General features: G+C 52.6%; 13 protein-coding genes. 6 read left to right on the plus strand and 7 right to left on the minus strand.

From position 1 onward, the window contains the following. The first annotated feature begins 92 nt into the window (after positions 1 to 92). Positions 93 to 2,510, plus strand: a complete 2,418-nt coding sequence (gene gyrB, locus GOV85_RS19250) for a DNA topoisomerase (ATP-hydrolyzing) subunit B (RefSeq protein WP_171181218.1) — start codon at positions 93 to 95, stop codon at positions 2,508 to 2,510. A gap of 348 nt (positions 2,511 to 2,858) precedes the next feature. Here the strand turns inward: gyrB and GOV85_RS19255 are convergent, their stop codons facing one another. Next, the gene (locus tag GOV85_RS19255) at positions 2,859 to 3,296 is read right to left on the minus strand and encodes a hypothetical protein (RefSeq protein ID WP_171180985.1); all 438 of its coding nucleotides are present in this window, start codon (positions 3,294 to 3,296) and stop codon (positions 2,859 to 2,861) included. A 312-nt stretch (positions 3,297 to 3,608) separates the two neighbouring features. On the opposite strand from GOV85_RS19255, the gene GOV85_RS19260 reads away from it, so the two are divergent. After that, on the plus strand, positions 3,609 to 3,926 hold the full coding sequence (locus GOV85_RS19260) for a hypothetical protein (protein WP_171181220.1): 318 nt from the start codon (positions 3,609 to 3,611) through the stop codon (positions 3,924 to 3,926). Between the two features lie 27 nt (positions 3,927 to 3,953). Further along, on the plus strand, positions 3,954 to 5,636 hold the full coding sequence (locus GOV85_RS19265) for a hypothetical protein (protein ID WP_171181222.1): 1,683 nt from the start codon (positions 3,954 to 3,956) through the stop codon (positions 5,634 to 5,636). A 582-nt stretch (positions 5,637 to 6,218) separates the two neighbouring features. On the opposite strand, the gene GOV85_RS19270 is transcribed toward GOV85_RS19265, so the two are convergent. The 4 genes from GOV85_RS19270 to GOV85_RS19285 all read right to left on the minus strand — a co-directional run bounded on the left by GOV85_RS19270 (position 6,219) and on the right by GOV85_RS19285 (position 10,092). Beyond that, positions 6,219 to 6,599, minus strand: coding sequence for a hypothetical protein (locus GOV85_RS19270; RefSeq protein WP_170412890.1), 381 nt, complete (start codon positions 6,597 to 6,599; stop codon positions 6,219 to 6,221). 114 nt (positions 6,600 to 6,713) lie between these two features. Beyond that, the gene (locus GOV85_RS19275) at positions 6,714 to 7,892 is read right to left on the minus strand and encodes a carbohydrate porin (RefSeq protein ID WP_170337128.1); all 1,179 of its coding nucleotides are present in this window, start codon (positions 7,890 to 7,892) and stop codon (positions 6,714 to 6,716) included. Further along, positions 7,889 to 8,653 carry a DUF3299 domain-containing protein gene (locus GOV85_RS19280; protein WP_171181224.1) on the minus strand — a complete coding sequence of 255 codons (765 nt, stop codon included), beginning with the start codon at positions 8,651 to 8,653 and terminating at the stop codon, positions 7,889 to 7,891. Before GOV85_RS19280 ends, GOV85_RS19275 begins: the two co-directional genes overlap by 4 nt. 26 nt (positions 8,654 to 8,679) lie before the next feature. Next, entirely contained in the window at positions 8,680 to 10,092 is a 1,413-nt protein-coding gene (locus GOV85_RS19285; protein WP_234900806.1) for an amidohydrolase family protein, read from the minus strand. Positions 10,093 to 10,209: 117 nt separating this feature from the next. On the opposite strand from GOV85_RS19285, the gene GOV85_RS19290 reads away from it, so the two are divergent. After that, the gene (locus tag GOV85_RS19290; protein WP_171181227.1) at positions 10,210 to 11,217 is read left to right on the plus strand and encodes an AraC family transcriptional regulator; all 1,008 of its coding nucleotides are present in this window, start codon (positions 10,210 to 10,212) and stop codon (positions 11,215 to 11,217) included. Between the two features lie 278 nt (positions 11,218 to 11,495). Here the strand turns inward: GOV85_RS19290 and GOV85_RS19295 are convergent, their stop codons facing one another. Continuing rightward, positions 11,496 to 12,890 carry a DUF2779 domain-containing protein gene (locus tag GOV85_RS19295; RefSeq protein WP_171181229.1) on the minus strand — a complete coding sequence of 465 codons (1,395 nt, stop codon included), beginning with the start codon at positions 12,888 to 12,890 and terminating at the stop codon, positions 11,496 to 11,498. Between the two features lie 186 nt (positions 12,891 to 13,076). Continuing rightward, complete coding sequence (locus GOV85_RS19300; RefSeq protein WP_170408633.1) at positions 13,077 to 13,853, minus strand: 2-keto-4-pentenoate hydratase; 777 nt, start codon at positions 13,851 to 13,853, stop codon at positions 13,077 to 13,079. A 123-nt stretch (positions 13,854 to 13,976) separates the two neighbouring features. Between GOV85_RS19300 and GOV85_RS19305 the strand changes: the two genes are divergently transcribed. After that, positions 13,977 to 14,174, plus strand: coding sequence for a DUF3955 domain-containing protein (locus GOV85_RS19305; RefSeq protein WP_170408632.1), 198 nt, complete (start codon positions 13,977 to 13,979; stop codon positions 14,172 to 14,174). A 1,007-nt stretch (positions 14,175 to 15,181) separates the two neighbouring features. Then, a complete protein-coding gene (locus tag GOV85_RS19310; RefSeq protein ID WP_254443001.1) occupies positions 15,182 to 17,260 on the plus strand; it encodes an autotransporter outer membrane beta-barrel domain-containing protein in 2,079 nt (692 codons plus the stop codon). Positions 17,261 to 17,421 lie beyond the last annotated feature (161 nt).

The raw sequence follows: 17,421 nt of genomic DNA on the forward strand, positions 1-17,421 counted from the left end.
ACGACCCTCGCAAACACAAAATCTTGGGGGATCGCGTGACATTCCCCACCAGAAAACGTATAAGTTACCAAAATAATATAGGTACTGACTGAATGTCCGAAGACGCACAGGCTCCTCAAGAATACGGCGCAGATTCCATTAAAGTTCTCAAAGGGTTAGAGGCCGTTCGCAAGCGCCCCGGCATGTATATCGGGGACACGGATGATGGCTCGGGCCTGCACCACATGGTGTATGAGGTGGTCGACAACGGGATCGACGAAGCCTTGGCGGGGCATGCTGACCATGTCACGGTAAAAATCCACGCGGATTCCAGCGTTTCTGTCAGTGATAACGGGCGCGGAATTCCGGTCGATATTCACCCGGAAGAGGGCGTTTCAGCGGCTGAAGTCATTATGACCCAACTGCACGCGGGCGGTAAGTTCGACAGCAATTCCTACAAGGTGTCGGGCGGTCTGCACGGCGTGGGCGTTTCGGTTGTGAACGCCCTGTCCGATTGGCTGGAATTGCGCATCTGGCGTGCGGGCAAGGAACATGTCGCACGCTTTGAGGGTGGCGAGACAGCGGAACATCTGAAGGTCGTGGGTGATTGCGGCGATCGAACAGGAACCGAAGTGCGGTTTCTGGCCTCGACCAACACGTTTTCGAACCTCGAATACTCATTCGACACGCTGGAAAAGCGTCTGCGCGAGTTGGCCTTCCTGAACTCAGGCGTGCGGATCATCCTGATTGATGAACGCCCTGCCGAGCGGTTGGAGACCGAGCTGTTCTATGAGGGCGGTGTCAAGGAGTTCGTCAAGTATCTCGATCGGTCCAAGACCCCGGCCATGCCCGAGCCGATCTATATCAAGGGTGAGCGTGACGACATCGGCGTGGAAATCGCGATGTGGTGGAATGACAGCTACCATGAGACGGTTCTGCCCTTCACCAACAACATTCCGCAGCGGGATGGCGGTACGCATGTCGCCGGTTTCCGGGGCGCTTTGACTCGGACAATCAACAATTATGCGCAGTCCAGCGGGATCGCAAAGAAGGAAAAGGTCAGCTTCACAGGGGACGATGCGCGTGAGGGTCTGACCTGCGTGCTGTCGGTAAAGGTGCCAGACCCGAAATTCTCATCCCAAACCAAGGACAAGCTTGTCTCGTCCGAGGTTCGCCCGGCGGTCGAAGGTTTGATGAATGAAAAACTGGCCGAGTGGTTTGAAGAAAACCCCAATGAAGCCAAGGGTATCGTCGGCAAGATCATCGAGGCTGCTCTGGCCCGTGAGGCTGCCCGAAAGGCCCGTGAACTGACTCGCCGCAAGACGGCGATGGATGTGAACTATCTGGCCGGTAAGCTGAAGGATTGTTCCGAGAAAGACCCGTCCAAAACCGAAGTTTTCCTGGTCGAGGGGGACTCGGCAGGTGGTTCCGCGCAAACAGGTCGGGATCGTCTGACTCAGGCTGTTTTGCCCTTGCGCGGGAAAATCCTGAACGTGGAACGCGCGCGGTTTGATCGAATGCTGTCGTCGCAGGAAATCGGCAACCTAGTGATGGCGCTGGGCACTGGTATTGGCCGCGATGAGTTCAACATCGAAAAGCTGCGCTACCACAAGATCGTCATCATGACCGACGCCGACGTGGACGGTGCACATATCCGGACGCTGCTGCTGACCTTCTTCTACCGGCAGATGCCGGAACTGATCGAGGGCGGGTACCTTTATATCGCTCAGCCACCGCTTTATAAGGTTTCACGAGGTAAATCAGAGGTTTACCTGAAGGATCAGGCCGCGCTGGACGACTATCTGATCAATCAGGGCGTCGAAGGGGCCGTGTTGAAGCTTGGCTCGGGTGAAGAAATCATCGGCCAAGACCTCACGCGTGTCGTGGACGAAGCGCGCCAGTTGAAACGTGTTCTGGACGCCTTCCCGACGCATTACCCGCGTCACATTCTGGAACAGGCTGCCGTAGCCGGGGCCTTCGTGCCAGGTGCCGTTGATGCCGACCTGCAAGGCGTGGCTGACAAAGTTGCTGCCCGTCTCGACTTGATCGCGCTGGAATATGAACGCGGCTGGCAAGGCCGGATCACTCAGGATCACGGCATCCGACTGGCCCGTATCCTGCGCGGTGTGGAAGAGGTGCGCACGCTGGACGGCCCCATGCTGCGTTCGGGCGAAGCGCGAAAAACCGGCAGCTTCACTCAGAGCCTGCAAGAGGTCTACAACACCCCGGCAACGCTGGTGCGTCGCGACCGTTCCCAAGTGATCCACGGACCGCTAGACCTGCTGCGCGCTATCCTGGAAGAGGGCGAGAAGGGTCTGTCGCTGCAACGCTACAAAGGTTTGGGTGAAATGAACCCGGATCAGCTGTGGGAGACAACACTGGACCCGGACGCCCGCACGCTGCTGCAGGTGCGCGTGGACGATATGGTCGAGGCCGACGATCTGTTCACCAAGCTGATGGGTGACGTGGTCGAACCACGCCGCGAATTCATCCAGAAAAACGCGTTGAGTGTTGAAAACCTGGATTTTTGATCGTTTGTAGGGACGCGCACAAACCTTCACGCACCCCATAAGTTTGCACGATTTGCCCATAAGTTTGCACTGTTTCACGATAATAGTGCAGAGGAGAGCAAATAAATCGCCTTATGCGGGTGTCGAGGGATAGGTTTCAGTTGCTCAAGGATTGAACACCTGATCGCGATACCAGATCAGGTTCTCCTTGTGCCCAGCAGTTTGACCAGAGATCTGCTTGGAATGTCCAGAAAACGAGCTCATTGCCGGTGCGGACAATTTACTCGAAAACCTAGGTGTCCCGTCGTCCTTGAAAGTCACCAGACCCTTGTCAAATGCTGTATCCCATGATGCTGACAGCAAATAGCTTTATTCGGATACCCTAAGGTCTGTAGCTCGTTCAGCTCTCTTTTCGGGCAGTGTTGCAAAGCGAATACCCTTTAAGAAGAGTTTGTCGCGCAAATCATTCATCCGACGCAAGTCATATGCGCTTCCTTCGGGCACGATCATGAGAATTTCTGGCACAAGCTTTTCGATAAGGGCCAAGTGCCCCAGTGTACCGATGATATCGCGGCGGTTTACTTGACTACGATATGCTTTTGTTTCGATTGCAAACCGGCGTCCGTCTGCACAATCCACGACTAGATCGGGGCTGACCGGTTCTATAACTTTGCCTGAACGAATGGTGGGGATGCCGAGTTTGTCCAGCGTACGCCTGGTCGGAAGATGCGACCCTTCGACGAGGCGAATGATCTCCAGCTTCTCAGATGCGGGATTGGCGGCTGAGTTTGAGAAGATAGTGACCAAGCAGGGAGGTCATCGGCTGTTGGTTGAGATTAATAAGTTGAAGAAAAAGAAGACGCCTTCATCTTAAAGTAGGCCCAGAACTGTCTTGTTGTTGGAGGCTCTACATAACAAGAAATGCTGGAACAGCTTAGGTATACCGCTGAGTTAGTCACTGATCCAAGGTTTGCAGAGAAAACGGCATTCCCAAAACTTGCTTACTAAATTCCCAAAGATGATCAAAAATATTCCCAAAAAAATTCCCAACTATGCGGTCGTGCCCGTGTAGTCTGCTCGTTTAGAAAGAGGCATCACGTCTAACAACGGAACGAGAACATGCCTAAGCACTCAAGATACCGCGAAAACCATTACGTCTCCGAGCCCACGAAGTTCACTGCGCACGCACGTGAACGGATGATGTCCAGATCTATTCCTGAGGGAATTGTCGGTATCATTCTGGAGTACGGAGAACCTGCATGCACTATCGATGGCGCCGAACGAGTGGCTCTCACAAAGCGCGGGTTGAAGGAGTATCGCAAACGCTATGGAGTTGCGCTTGCAAAAGCCTTGGAGCCATTTCGACGTGCATATGTGGTCGTTGACGGTAGCGCCGTCATTACGGCGGCGTTCTCTAAATCACCAATGCACGGTTGACCCTACTAAGGCTGTTGAGAAAAAGCGATGAACACTCAAAATACAGATCAGAACGACCCGTGCGGACTTCCGAGTGGGGCCTTTGAAAAGCAGCTGGCAGAAAATCAACTGCGGGTGGAGCAGGCGAAAGCCCTGAGCAAAAAGCTGGAGCAGGAGAGCAAAGTTCAACCAGGCCAAAGGCCTTTGTTTGCTCAGAACCTCGGAAAAATGTTCCAAGTCGCCCGGAAACGCGATGGCCTTACTCTCAAGGACTACTTCGAGATTGCATTCGGTGCGCACTGGGAGAGTTATTACAAGAAAAGGAAGCGGTTTGTGTTGCTGGAGGGTGAACTAGCCTCAGAGGGCACATTTAACGCCGAAGGTCGAAAATACTTAAGGTTAGCGCAAGCGATGTCCCGTACGCGGGGAGACCAAACGCGACAAATTGCTGAAAGCAGAAACCTGTTCGCTGTCTTGCCTCTAGTTCAAGGCACTTACTTGGACAATACGCGCGCAGCATCGATACGACATTCAACTGTGCAAGAAGAACATCTTCTCACACTATTTGAGAAATTTGTTTCCGTCATGGTCTCCTCTGTAAATCTGGATGACTACAGACAGAGTATAACATCGTCCAACCTAGGTGTTCCGCCGGAATGGCCTCGAAGCGGTGAACTTTCACTGATATCAGGCGCTGGTTGGGGGCAAATCTTTGACATGGACGCCGACTATGTATTCGACGCGCCTTTTCAACGACTGGCTCCAACGGTGGCTATTTGTGATATTGGTACACCGGCTGCCAAACATCCCTATTGCGTCGTCAAGGTGCCAAAACGACGGGTAGACCGTCTCGGTCTGGATGCTGCCGTCGAATTCTCGATCTATGACTTTTTTGGGCTGACCGACAGACTCTCGATTGGGGAGGACGACTTTGAAGACGGCGGTAACTGGGCGCTGTTTAACGAGTTGTATGAGGAACATCACTGGGACTGGTACGCGGAGTTCCGAGACATCGCTAGAAAAAGGCCGGATCTTTCGAAAGCTTTGCAAGCCGTGAATTTTAAGCTCGAAACCGTGTTACGACTATCGCTGCAATTGCGATTTGACGCCAGTTTTCAGGTCTGGAAACCAGCCTTTGTCCTTAGGCTGGCGGACGATCCAGGGACCTGGAATTATGAGATGAACGAAACTCGCATCCAGCCCGATCCATCCATTTTTGGAGACCTCAGTGGGAAGGTTGAATTGCCCGGGAACATGGCACCATTTAGAGACCTCAAACGCTTCGAGACGGCGGAAGACTATATTTTCATCGTGGCGTGGCCAAAATGGAACGGGGTCAAGGACGACCTCTTTCAAGCGATTGCAAACAACGAAGTCGAGCGCCTTTCGGGCGAGAATGATCTTTTCGCTTCCGTAAACGGCGTAAATTTTGGAACGATGTTCGTTCCCGGAAGAGAGGCTGTGAACTTTCTGCTCGAGCCGGTTGAGGCAGCGCGCTATTCGATTGATTACCTAATCGATATTCCGGAGAGACAGTTCACGCCGTTCCCCGTTGGCTCAGTCGCGGAGGCACTGTGTTTGAATCTGCGCTGCGCTCAAAAGGAGGAGCGGTTGGATATGCTGCTTGCCAAGGACGCACAGCTAAGGATTTCGAATGTAGATGAGTTCCTTGGGCAACTACGGTCGGAATATGACAAATGGGTTGCGGGTTTCCCGCACGCGCCTGAATAAGGCACCTATTCTAATATTGATGCTGCGCAAATCGTCATTCCAGCCATCAACGGGAGAAACATTCGTTTTCCTGAAACTGTCGAAAACGCGCACCGGTTTTGTGGCAGAAAGCCGGGATTTCGAGATTTAACATAAGTCGCGATTATAGAGCGGTTGCGTTCTAGTCAGCCAACCACCCGTAAGTCCGAAAATCGGACATTCGTGAACATTCCTTTAGCTGAAATCGTGAACACAAAGTTCAAAATGCTTCTTCGAATTCAAAGGTCAGCGATGCGCAGAAAGCAGACTTTGCAAAGTCCGGTTGACCACATTGTCCACCAAAGGCGACAGTTCTGCTTCGCGACTGGGCTATACATAGCCCTCAAAGCGTATTGTTTGCGGGACTTCAGTTGCACCGTTTTCCTGAGCGAGTAGGGCGCGTGCTGACGAAAAGGTAGCAAGCGCAAAAAGAAAAAGAAGGGCCTTTATCATCGTAGCGCCTCGGATCCGGGTTTTGAACTTGGGCCGGGGTTCACAAATGATCGCCCCGGCCAGCGTCAGGGCAAACGAGGTAGTTCTTGCCCTGAAACATCGTACTTTCGTCTAGTTGAGAAGATCACCGACGATGCCGACGGCATCGACAACAGTAGACAGATCATTCGTAACTTCGAGGACTTCGCCATCGACCTGAATGTAGCGGTTTCCTTTGCCGGGCTCCCCCAGCTTCCATTTGGAAAGGTCCCCAATATCCTCGAACTCCAGGTCAGATGGGAGCTTGGCACCGCGCGTGTAGCGCTTGATCTGTCCAGGTGGTACAGCTTTTGGGCCTTTGCCGGGTTTGTCTTCTATCTGAATGCTGACATCACCGTTCTTGCCCCCCTTGTTCGGCTTTTTCCCCTTGTTGTCTTTGGCATGGGCATCGCTGCCTCCAAGGATGAAAAACACAACTGCTAAGGCTGCAAGAATTCCGTATGCAATCTTCATAGATTGTTCCTTTGCTTCCCAACTTCATTCGACCGGCGTTGAAAATTCCGGCACGCGCTTGATCTCTCTTAGTTGCCCTTTGGCACACCCCTTAGTGACTGCCTTCACCCCGCATTAGAAAACGATCCGGGTTCTTAGACCGAACAGGGTAATCCGGTCCTGATCGGGATTTAGAAGCGGGTCGGAAATGAATTGTACCGATGGCGTGATCTGCAGTCCGGGTGAGATTGAAAAGCGGTAGAAAGCTTCAAGCGTGAACTGATCGCCATCTATGCCTCTTGCTTCGGCCCAGTTTAGGCCCAGACCGGCCAAATCGGTGTTGCGACCATAGTAACCGAGACCGGCAGAAATCGACCGTTCATAAAGCGCTGCGGTTCCCTTCGAGGCCCCTGCACGGAAGAACGGCATCCATTTATTGTCAACAAACCATGCGGCGGAAAACGCTGCGCCGTAATCTTCTGCTCGACTGCCATCGTCAGCCGCATCCGCATGCCAGAGGGTCAGATGGATATTGTCGAAGTAGATGCGATCAAAGCCGGACGTGTACCCAAGTTCGAGCGATTTGAAGAGATTGCCGTCGCTAAACACATCAAAGTTTGGATCGGACGGGTCGGCGTTTGCGTCTGATACGCTGGCAACGGCGTAGAGGTTCTCGCTCAGCTTTACCCCACCGGCAATACCAAGGCCTTGGTTGGGCGTGTTGATTGTCGGGTTGGTATTGAAAGACAGGTTTTGAAAACCACTGTAGGGGCTTACCAACCCGTAGATATCCACAAAGTCCGTTACATCAATCTGGCCGACTTGCAGCGCCCACGACCCATTCTCAGCCCTTTGGGTCCAGAACAAATTGGTCAGAAGCAAACCGTTGTCATTGAAGGCTGTTCCCGTGATTGAAAGGGCTCCGCCATCCAGCCCGAGAAATTGCGGAGCAACGTCAGTATAACTGTGCCTGTCTTCGATCTTGAATGTCAGAGACCCCCGTTCAGTTGCCTGCCAACTGCCGTAGAACCGCGCAATTCCGCTGGCTGCTTCGCCGGTTCCCAGATCAGCATCCGTGGTTTGGCCCAATGCCAGGTAGTCAATGTTGAACCGAAAACCACCCTCAGCCAGTCGGTCTTTCCACTGAAACCAACCCGGTGCGATGTTGCGTGGAAAATCGGAACGATATTGCGGATCGGTGAGCCCGTCTCCGGGCGCAAGATCGGCTTCGACTGAAGATGGCCCGGATAGTCCCTGAGCCGACGCTGCGCCAGCAAATGCAATGCTCAATGCGGCAACCAGAAGTCTTATCATTTTGACGCCTGTGCCCCACCGGTCTTGCGATTTCCTGCCGCGCGGATGAGATCAGCAGCACGCTGCTTCCATTCCAACCTGTCTGCCTCGGTTTCCAGAGTTTCGACACGTTCCGCCTCTAGCTGGAAAGTCGCATTCATAGGCATGAGGCCATCCACAACCATCATATTATGAACGGAAGGATCGATAGTCAGCGTGCCTGTCAGCCGAACGGGTTCGTGGAAATAGCTAGGCGCCCAGTCCCCGTTCAACCGCACACGGATCATCTGGTTAGGCGGAGGTGGAGGCATGTGGCTGCACATCCCTCTTTCTGGCACCAAATACGCCACAGGCCGGCCGTCCGGATCGCTTGGAGCAGGAATGGCAAAGCCCGCGAGTGTGATTGTTCTGCCGTCGAATTGCGGGTTTCCGCTCGTTCCAGCCTTTCTTCGACGTTCAGTCACAACCTCGCGCTGATCGAGTAACCAGTCGACGTCAATTCCGTCTGACACCAAGGCGTCTTCGGTCTCTGCTAAAAGCAATTGCCATTTCTGCCGTTCTTCGGCGCTGCCAACCTCCTGCTGCAACCTGCCGCGTATACGCACAACGAAAAGAACATCGTCGAACTGTTCGGGGCTGAGTTCACGATAGGGGTCATCAAAGACCTGCGCAGACGGATCTGGCAGATCTGCCCAGTCCAACGCGGTTCCAGGCGTCGCCGCAGCATCATAACCGCACAAAACCAACCATGCGAATACTGCGGAGCAAAACCAATTTCGCATGAATGCTCTCCGGCTGCTTTATCTGGTCAATCCAGTGTGTTTTTGTAGATCACACCGTCCTTCATGATCAGGCGGATTGTTTCCGGGCTGTCCGGCCTCGGGTCCGCACCGAACCACTGATCGCCTGTTCCAACGACAGAGAAGTCTTCGAGGGGGTTGCCGTCTATCAGCAGGATGTCGGCATAGGCGCCTTCTTCGATCACACCCAGTTTGCCTTCCGGATAGGGGTTCATGAAATCACCGCTAAGTGCCGCGATCTCGCCACCTACCGAAGTTAGGGTTACCATCGACGCATAGGGGCCGAAGAAATGGTTATTCAGATGTTTCTCGTAGGCGATCTGGATGTTGCACGCTTCGACCGAGCCGACGCAATCGGTTTGGAAACCGCGCGGCGCCGGGCATTCCTTCATACTTGGAATGTAGGCTTCGAAGGTCGCCGAGGCCGATTTGGCCTTCCTCAAACTGTTGGGGTTGTTTTTCACGGAAGGAACATCAAGTAGGCCTGGATCAAATGCTGTGATGTTCGTCGTGATGTACGCTCCTTTTTCTTTCATCAAAGCAGAAATCTCGCAGTCAAAGTGAAATCCGTGTTCAATGGTTCTGACCCCTGCATTCAGGGCATTGATGATCGCTTCTTTGCGGTAGGAATGTGCCATGACATAGGTGCCGTACTCGTTGGCAACCTGAACAGCGGCCTCGATCTCTTCTTTCGAACCGGCGAGCAACTGCCATGGATCGAATGCCGAAATCACCCCACCTGATTGCATGAACTTCAATTGCGTGGCACCCATGCGCAGGTTGTTGCGGCCATACATGTAAATTTCGTCAACACCGTTGACCTGTTGGGCCATATTCAGAGTCCCAAAGTTGGTCACCCCACCCGGCGGAGATGTGAAGGATGCGAAATCGGCGTGACCACCACGTGTTCCGAGAAATGCCCCGGAAGGATAAAAGCGGGGGCCGACGATCTGGCCGGCGTCAATTGCGCGCCGCAGCCCGCCGCCAGCGCCCCCGGCATCGCGAACGGTCGTGAAGCCCTGCATCAGGTACATTTCGGCCATCCGGGTCCCGTGGATGGCGAAATCCTCCCAGGTCGAGTTGGTTTCCATCTCGGCAATCGATGGCCCCATGAGCATCAGGTGCGCGTGATTCTCTATAAAGCCCGGTGTCAGAGTGCGCCCACCGCCGTCGATAACCGTCGCGCTCGGCGCATCAATGGCATCGGTTGAGACGGACTTGATCAGATTGCCCTCGACCAGAACACTGGCATTTTCAATGCGTTGCTCATTCACACCGTCGAAGACATGCACGTTGGTAAACAGCGTTTGGGGTTCTTCTTGATCCTGAGCCTGCGCGGTCGCCGAAAAAGAAAGAACTGCCGCGACAATTGCCGTCGAGCAAAGAGACATTCGTAAGCCGGACATAAGTACTCCCTTCATATTCATGTTTTGCCAACTATAGTCTGGAATTCATTGGCTCGGTTGCCCCTTTTGAATTAGGATGTACGAATGTGACTGCAAAAATGGCCACTTCTTAAAGCTAATCCAACAAGGGTTATGAGCTTGCCTTTCAACTCCACCTCCCGAGAGCATAGCGAGGGCTTTGTTCGCCTCTCTTTAGCCGCTCCCTTTCTGCAATATCTCACCGAACGTAAGATCAATCCGCAACCAGCATTGGATCAGGTCGGCTTGAAAGCTGAACTGATGACTAACCCATCCGTGTTCGTTCACTCCGAGTTGGTTTACGGCTTGGTAAATGCTTTCTCAGAAGTATCAGGGGATCGATACCTAGGACTGAATGTAGGGGAAGCGTTTGACCTACAAGGATGGCCGCCCTTCGCTCAAGCCTTGCAATCTACAAAAACGCTGTTCGAGTTTTTTACCCGCTTTGTTGAGCTCGTGCCGCAGGAGTCCAATTCTGTGCGGCACAGCCTTGTCATTGAAGCAGACAAAGCGACTTATCGTATCGAGAGGCAACAGGAACCAACCGTCCCACCCATTCAGGTGACCGGTTTTGGTGCCGCAATCTATGTACGCCTATTGCAGACCGTCGTCGGAGAGTCCTGGGACTCTTCCCGTGTGCGATGGGAAAGCAGATACATCAATGGGCTGCCTATCGACTACAAAGGGATCGAGGTTGGCCTTGGGACTGATCCCGGAATGCAAATTAGTTTTCCTGTGGAATGGTTGTTTTTGCACCACGTCTCTGAGGGTTCTGCCAAGCCCATAGCATCACTTCGACAAGATGAAGAAGTAACCGTGGTGGCAGCTTTGCGATCTGTCTTACGCGACAAACTGGATGAAACCGATTTGGGACCAGAGATGGTGGCTGGAATGCTGGGAATACAACCGGAACGGTTTCTGAAAGCGCTTCAACAACAAGGCACAACACTCCCCCGCGAAATCAAACGGCTGCGTGTCGATGTCGCCAAAGAGCACCTCAGAGATGACAAGATGACAATTGCTGAGATCGGTCTACTCCTTGGCTACTCCGACAAGTCCCATTTCACGCGCTTTTTCCGGGGTCAAACCGGAATGACACCGACCAAGTTCCGAAGCAAGTAAATGTGGTCGAGCCAAATGAACGCTTCGAAGATTAGGTCCTCGTGGGATCAGTTCGGAGAAGTTGTAGTGCGACGTTGAACAGGTTAGTCGACGACATGAATGGTTGGTTGCCACCGCCGATCATCGACTGAATTTGTCGATCATCACACCGGTGGTAGATGCGGAGCTCGCCGATTTTCTCTTTGATCTGAAGGACAAAGGGGTAGGTGGCACCCTTCAGATCGCAGTATTCCTTAGGGGAGCAGCACCGCCAGTTGTTTTGAGGTTCGCGCCACAGCTCACATCGCCAGCAATTCCTGATGAATTGCGACCATTGCCCAAGTGTCGCGCGTGCAATACGCCACAAGATCAGAATAGACCTTCTCGCGCGCTGGATCATCCGGTTCGGTCAGTGTTACGTCCTTCCAAAGGCGAGACGCGCTCGCCCCCTCTTTGATGTCCAGATCATCGTATGAAAGTTCTGGCAAAAACGCTGGAAGAACGGCCTTGATAGAGGCGCTTCCTTTGAACGCAGGATAGTTGATCATTTCATCCGCAAACGGCTTCATCAGATCTACAACGCGTGCATTTAGGCCTTCCAGGAACTCTGCATGCTCTGGATAAGTTTCCGCCATTTCCGTATTGCGCGATTTCTCGAACGGCGCATACCAAACCACTAAAGAGCCAACGTCTCCTATGTCCTCACGAAGCCTTTTCAGCAAGGCTGGCATCGGGTTACTGGCGTCTCGGTGGAGATACTCCCTGTGCTCAATTTCTCCGCCAGGCTCATGCTGGACATGCAAGGAATACTGGAAAGCCACTTGCTGATAGGGACGCGTTCCGTCCCAGGGTGGCAGCAAACTCTGAGACGTCTCGTAGTCAAAATAATAAACCGGATAGACAATCTCGCTCAGAAACCTGCTCAACTCCTGATGATCGATTGTGCGCCCACCATTCGCCGTGGCTCTCAAGTAGCGTTGCGTCGACTTGCCCAACACAAATGGATCGCTGATCTCGTCAATCTTTGTGATCCCATTTGCGATGAGTTCGGAGGCTTTTTCCGAATTCATGAACGGAAGGCGGTGGATACTGTCCTGCGCGAGAGGTGGGTCGAGTTTTTCGCGAATTTCCAGCCATTCACCGTAGGATTTAAGGCGCGCACGTTCGGGGGACGGGTCAGGCATCGTACCGCTGGCAACGACGCTCAATGCCTGATCGATACGCGTGCGTGTTTTTTCGAGCTGCTCAGTCACCGCATCCGTGATGTCAGTGATGCTGACAAGCTCTTGCGGATTGATTTCGCCGTTTCTGACGTAATCACGGTTCACATGTGCCACTTCGCAGCGCGCAATGGGGAACCCCGCTGCCTCAAGCACGACACGCTGGAATGCGAGATCAAAAGTGTGTTCGGGCTTTGCAGAAGTCCCGCTCTTGATCTCTGTCAGAACGTACCCATCGCCGCTGCGGCTCACGATGTCGGAGATGCAAGTTATGGTTCCATCTTCATAGCGTCCCTGAGCCACGGCGTTCGCACCATCTCTCCAAGCATCCAGAGTGCGTGCAGGCAGAGCTTGGTATTCAGAAAAATCTGAAAAACCGAGGCGAACGAGATCACCAAAAAGCTCCTCTGCATAAGGCTCAAACGCGTGCCCCTCGTCAAAGCGTGCTTGCAATGAGGGGTCAATTGGCGGCAACAGATGCCTGGCGTGTTTTTTGATCCATAGCCAGGCAGGGTGCCTGAGAAACATCATGTAATCTGATTTGGATAGCATCGTGTAATTTGCTTCCCAGAATTGATGGAACCAGTGGAAGACCATCATGGTCAGCTATTGAGAGCAACTTTTCTTTGGTGCAGTCGGCGTCACCAATCTATCAAAGCCTCATGTAAATCGTACCGATAGCTCGGTGTCCATCACGCCACTAAAACCAGCTGACCATTCTTCACCCGGAGACACTGGCCATGCGTCTGTCAAAGTACCGGTTGTAACCAGCTCGCCTCCCTGAAGCTGGTCGGCTTCGGAGAGCAGAGATACAAGATGAGCCAGGACTTCAATTGGGCCTCCAAGCGCGTTTTCACCTTTGCCGGACTCGATGGCCTCGGTGCCCTTGAACAATGCTAGTGGCACTTCGGCCAAGCCGATCAAAACATCATGCGTCGCCGCGATTTTGTCGCCAAGAACAAGGCAGCCGTGCAATCCTTGTGCTGCGATTGAATCTTCGACTGAGAATTTCCAGTCGGGATAAATCGATTGCACGATTTCAAACCCTGGAGCGACCCACTCCACGCAACCTGCCAACTGTTCATTGTTCATTTCAGCCGTCGGCGCATCGCCGAGGCCAAGTACGATTTCTGGCTCGATTCTCGGTTCTGAATACCTTGCCAAGTTTACCGGCTGATCAGTCGAAAACAGCCCATCTGAGTGAACCTCTCCCCAAATGGGTTGATCCACACCATAAACAGGCCAAATCGTGCGGTTCGTGAAGCCGACTTTTCTGCCAACTCTTTCTTTGCCCAAAATCTCGCGGACACGACTAGCAATCGAATATGCGTCATCCAGCGATAGCTGTCCTGCCTCTGAAGACAGTTTAGGTATCTGCCGGGCAGAGGTCAGGGCATCAGCGATTGTCTTAGCGTTAGCTTCAATATCTCTTGTCATATTCGCATTATACGCGCCTACGGCTGGATTGCGATGCAATCAAGGTATTGAAGAACTAGGCTCCTCAATTCACAGGTATGAAAAACGATGCTAACTATTGGCCCATTCCGTTGGAGACCTGACATGACCAAACTTCGCCTTTTTGGTATCGTCATCCTTTTCCTTGCAGCACTAAGTGGGCTTTCAGAGCACCTGTTTTATGGCGGTGTCGACCCAAACGGCGTTCTGCAAGAAAGCTTCTTTTTGCCGCTGACTTTCATTCTCGCAGCAATTGGCGTCGTTGTGCTCGTAGTTTCGTTGTTCCAATCACCGCGTGACTGAGACGCGTCCGTCAGTTAGAACGCTGTTCCAAAACGCAAATCGGGTAATCTCCAGGATGGCGACCTCCGCCCAAGTCTAGGCAGGCCTCCTCATATTGGTAACGTTCGACCGCACGTCCCGCTAGGAACATGCATAACCCGACCGTCAATACGGTGAGCGCCAACAGTATCTTCGTACTCCGTGTCATTGCTCAGTTTATTGTTTCATTCTCTTGGTTTCAGTCAACCAGCTTTCAGATCTTGTCGAAAATTGGCAAACTCTGAAACTCAAAATTCAAATTGGTTTCGTCGAGTTTCTGAATAAGGGACGCGCCCTCGATAAGATCAATCTCGGTCCAGAAGTTTTGGCCTACTAGCTTGAAAAGGTGCGTATCGGCGGAGCGGTGAGCATCTGCATTGATCTTAGCTATCGACTCCGAAATCCAATGATCCATGCCTATACTCAATGGCGCTGTTCAGCGCCCGTCAAGCTCGGGAAAATCGTTTCAAGGCTTGACCTTTTGCGACGGCTTCTACGCAAAGGTGCGTATGGTCGGAATGCAAAACCCGGCTTGTCTTGCCTCGCAGTAATTGCACGAGCAGGTCTGCATTGGGCAGACCTTCCCGTGTTGTGAGTTTGCTCATATGCCACAACAAAAAATCCAAAAAGATAAACTTTGTTTTTCAAGTCCTAAGTTAAGGTAGCTTCGCTTGTACTGCGAGAGGAGAAAGTTGGTGACAAACAATAGGCCGTTCCCACTAAGTCGAATTGCTCAGCTCATCACTCTGGCGAATATCGCATTCGTAATTTTGGCTTATTTGATGTCGCCAACCAAAGCACAAGCCCAAAGCTCACAGGCCTGCGTAGAATTGGGGTCTCCTCGAATAGAGTATGCTTCTGGATCTGAAAGCACTCGCGTTAATCAAACAATCTCAACGACGGAACGCACGTGTCTGCCGATCCCAAACGGACCCATAACAGGACTTACAATTGGTAACTCCTCTATCACGTCCTCAGGTGAAATTGAGTTGTATGTTCCTGGCCAAAATACCGTTCCAAGCAATGCTTCAGTTTTAACTCTTCTGAATGTTGATGTCGCCGCAGGCAGCGGAGACTTTGTATCCCGGGAAGCATTGGCAACAAACATCAACGGGAAGCTCAGAGTGAACCTCATTGGAACTTCGATTGGTTCCGGCAGATCAATGACGTTCGTTCCGTTCAACGGCGCGAATATCGACCCCACTGAAGTTTACTTCCAGTCAGACCGACCGTTAACCTACGACAACCTGACCGTTATGGGGGCTACCGAAGTGGTTTTCGGGGCGTACTATATCCAGACCCGGGTTGCCGAGGCTTCTGATTTCACACTGACGAATAGTTCGATTTCTTCAACCAGTGACATGGCGATTGCGGCAGGCACGACTGTTCGGCTTGATGCGGCAAGCAGTTTGAACACCGTAAACTTTGAGAATTTTGGCACGCTGGCCGGAACGGGAAACGTGAACGCATTCAACTTCACAGTTAAGAACGGAGGGGTGCTTTCGCCGGGCTTTTCAATTGGTACGCTTAACAATAGTGGCGGTATCGCATTTGAAACTGGGTCAAGGATCTTAAGTGAAGTCGATCCGACGGCCGGTCAGAAAGCCGATTTGGTGTCATCCAGCGGGCGCGTTACAGGGATTAACCGCGCCACTATACAAGTCGAAGCCGCTCGTCTCGGCCTGACTGCGCAGGACTATGCTGCTGGCAACGACTACACGGTTTTTCAAGCCTCGCGTTTCGATGGAAACTCCCCAACTCTTGTTGCCGGAGGATCTCTGCCCGCCCTATCCAGTCTGAGTATCTCAAACACGCCAACCGCGGACGGTAGAATCGACATAGCGTTTTCGACCCTCCCCGTCTCGAGTTTACCACAACACCCATCAGTTGTTGGATCTCCCAATGCAAGCAACCTTGCTGGTGCGGTGGCCAACACCACAAACACGTCACCTGGAACTAATCTGACCAATGGCTCAACCTTGGGTAATACCGTTAACACGCTTACCAATTCAGGTTTGGCTGGGTTTAATCGTGTGCACGCAGAACCCTATTCCTCCAATTTGACCGTTGGGCTTGAGCAACTTGACCTGATAACCAACACCGTGCTGAGCCACGCTGACTGCCGCAAGTATCAAGCGGTCGGCTTCAGCAATGAGGATCAACCTATTGCATCGGGAGACATCGACTCGGCCCAGAGCCCTAGTGGCGCAATAGACTGCTCTGATCGGCGCTGGTGGATCGACACGGCCTATGTGAGCGGGGACGTTGATGGAAGCAACGGCCTTGGGACATTCGACTATTCGCTGGGCACCATTCTGGTCGGAGCGGATGTCGCAAGCACCGATAGAGGTGTGGTCGGCGTGTACGCAGGTTTTGGGACATCCTCCATGGATGAACACGATCAAGTCGATCAGGACTTTTCGACCGACAGCTATCATGTGGGCGTCTATGGGCGTACAACAACAGGAACCTGGGAGTTTTCCGGGCTGATCGGTTACATGTTCGGTGAAACTGATGCCAAGCGGAACAACCCTTCTGTTGATGGCTTTACGGGGGGCGAGGCTAAATCGGATTTGGACCAAGAGGGAATCCACGCCGGTATCCAGGCACGGAAGTTGTTTAACCTGGAGAGCGGTGCAAGGGTTTCTACGGTTTTCGGATTGAACTACGGGCGTATCCAACAAGGTTCAGGCACAGAGACTGGCGGTGGTGATTTCAATTACTCGATTGAAAAAGCGAACGCAGAATCGCTGGTCGCTTCTATTGGAATTGACTACCAGCGGGATTTCTTGACAGAGAATGGTTTGCTAACCCCAATCGCCTTTGCCCGGTATGAATATGACTTCTTTGCCAACAAGGACAATGAGCACGAAATCACTGTAACAAGCCCGATATTTGGCACGTTCACGCAAGTCGGTCAAAACCGAGGAGCAAACGGCTTCGTTCTTGGTCTGGGGCTAGGGTATCAGATCTCTGATCTGGCCAGACTAACGGCAGGATATGGCTATTCAGTTCGCTCCAACGGCCAAGAACATGGCCTCGGTGCAAACTTAAGCGTTCGGTTCTGATTAGGGCGGGCCAACGAAGAGGAGTGGTAAGCTAGCTGCAACAACTTGCGGAAGCTATCGTGGCGGTGTGAACTTCATTCTCTAGCGATCAAAATTTGGGGATATTAAAAACATAAAGCCGCGATTTCTTGGCATCGTCTGTTAGGACATAGAGAAGCCCT

Source organism: Ruegeria sp. HKCCA4633 (assembly GCF_013034605.1).
In the GTDB taxonomy this organism is placed as follows: Bacteria; Pseudomonadota; Alphaproteobacteria; order Rhodobacterales; family Rhodobacteraceae; genus Ruegeria.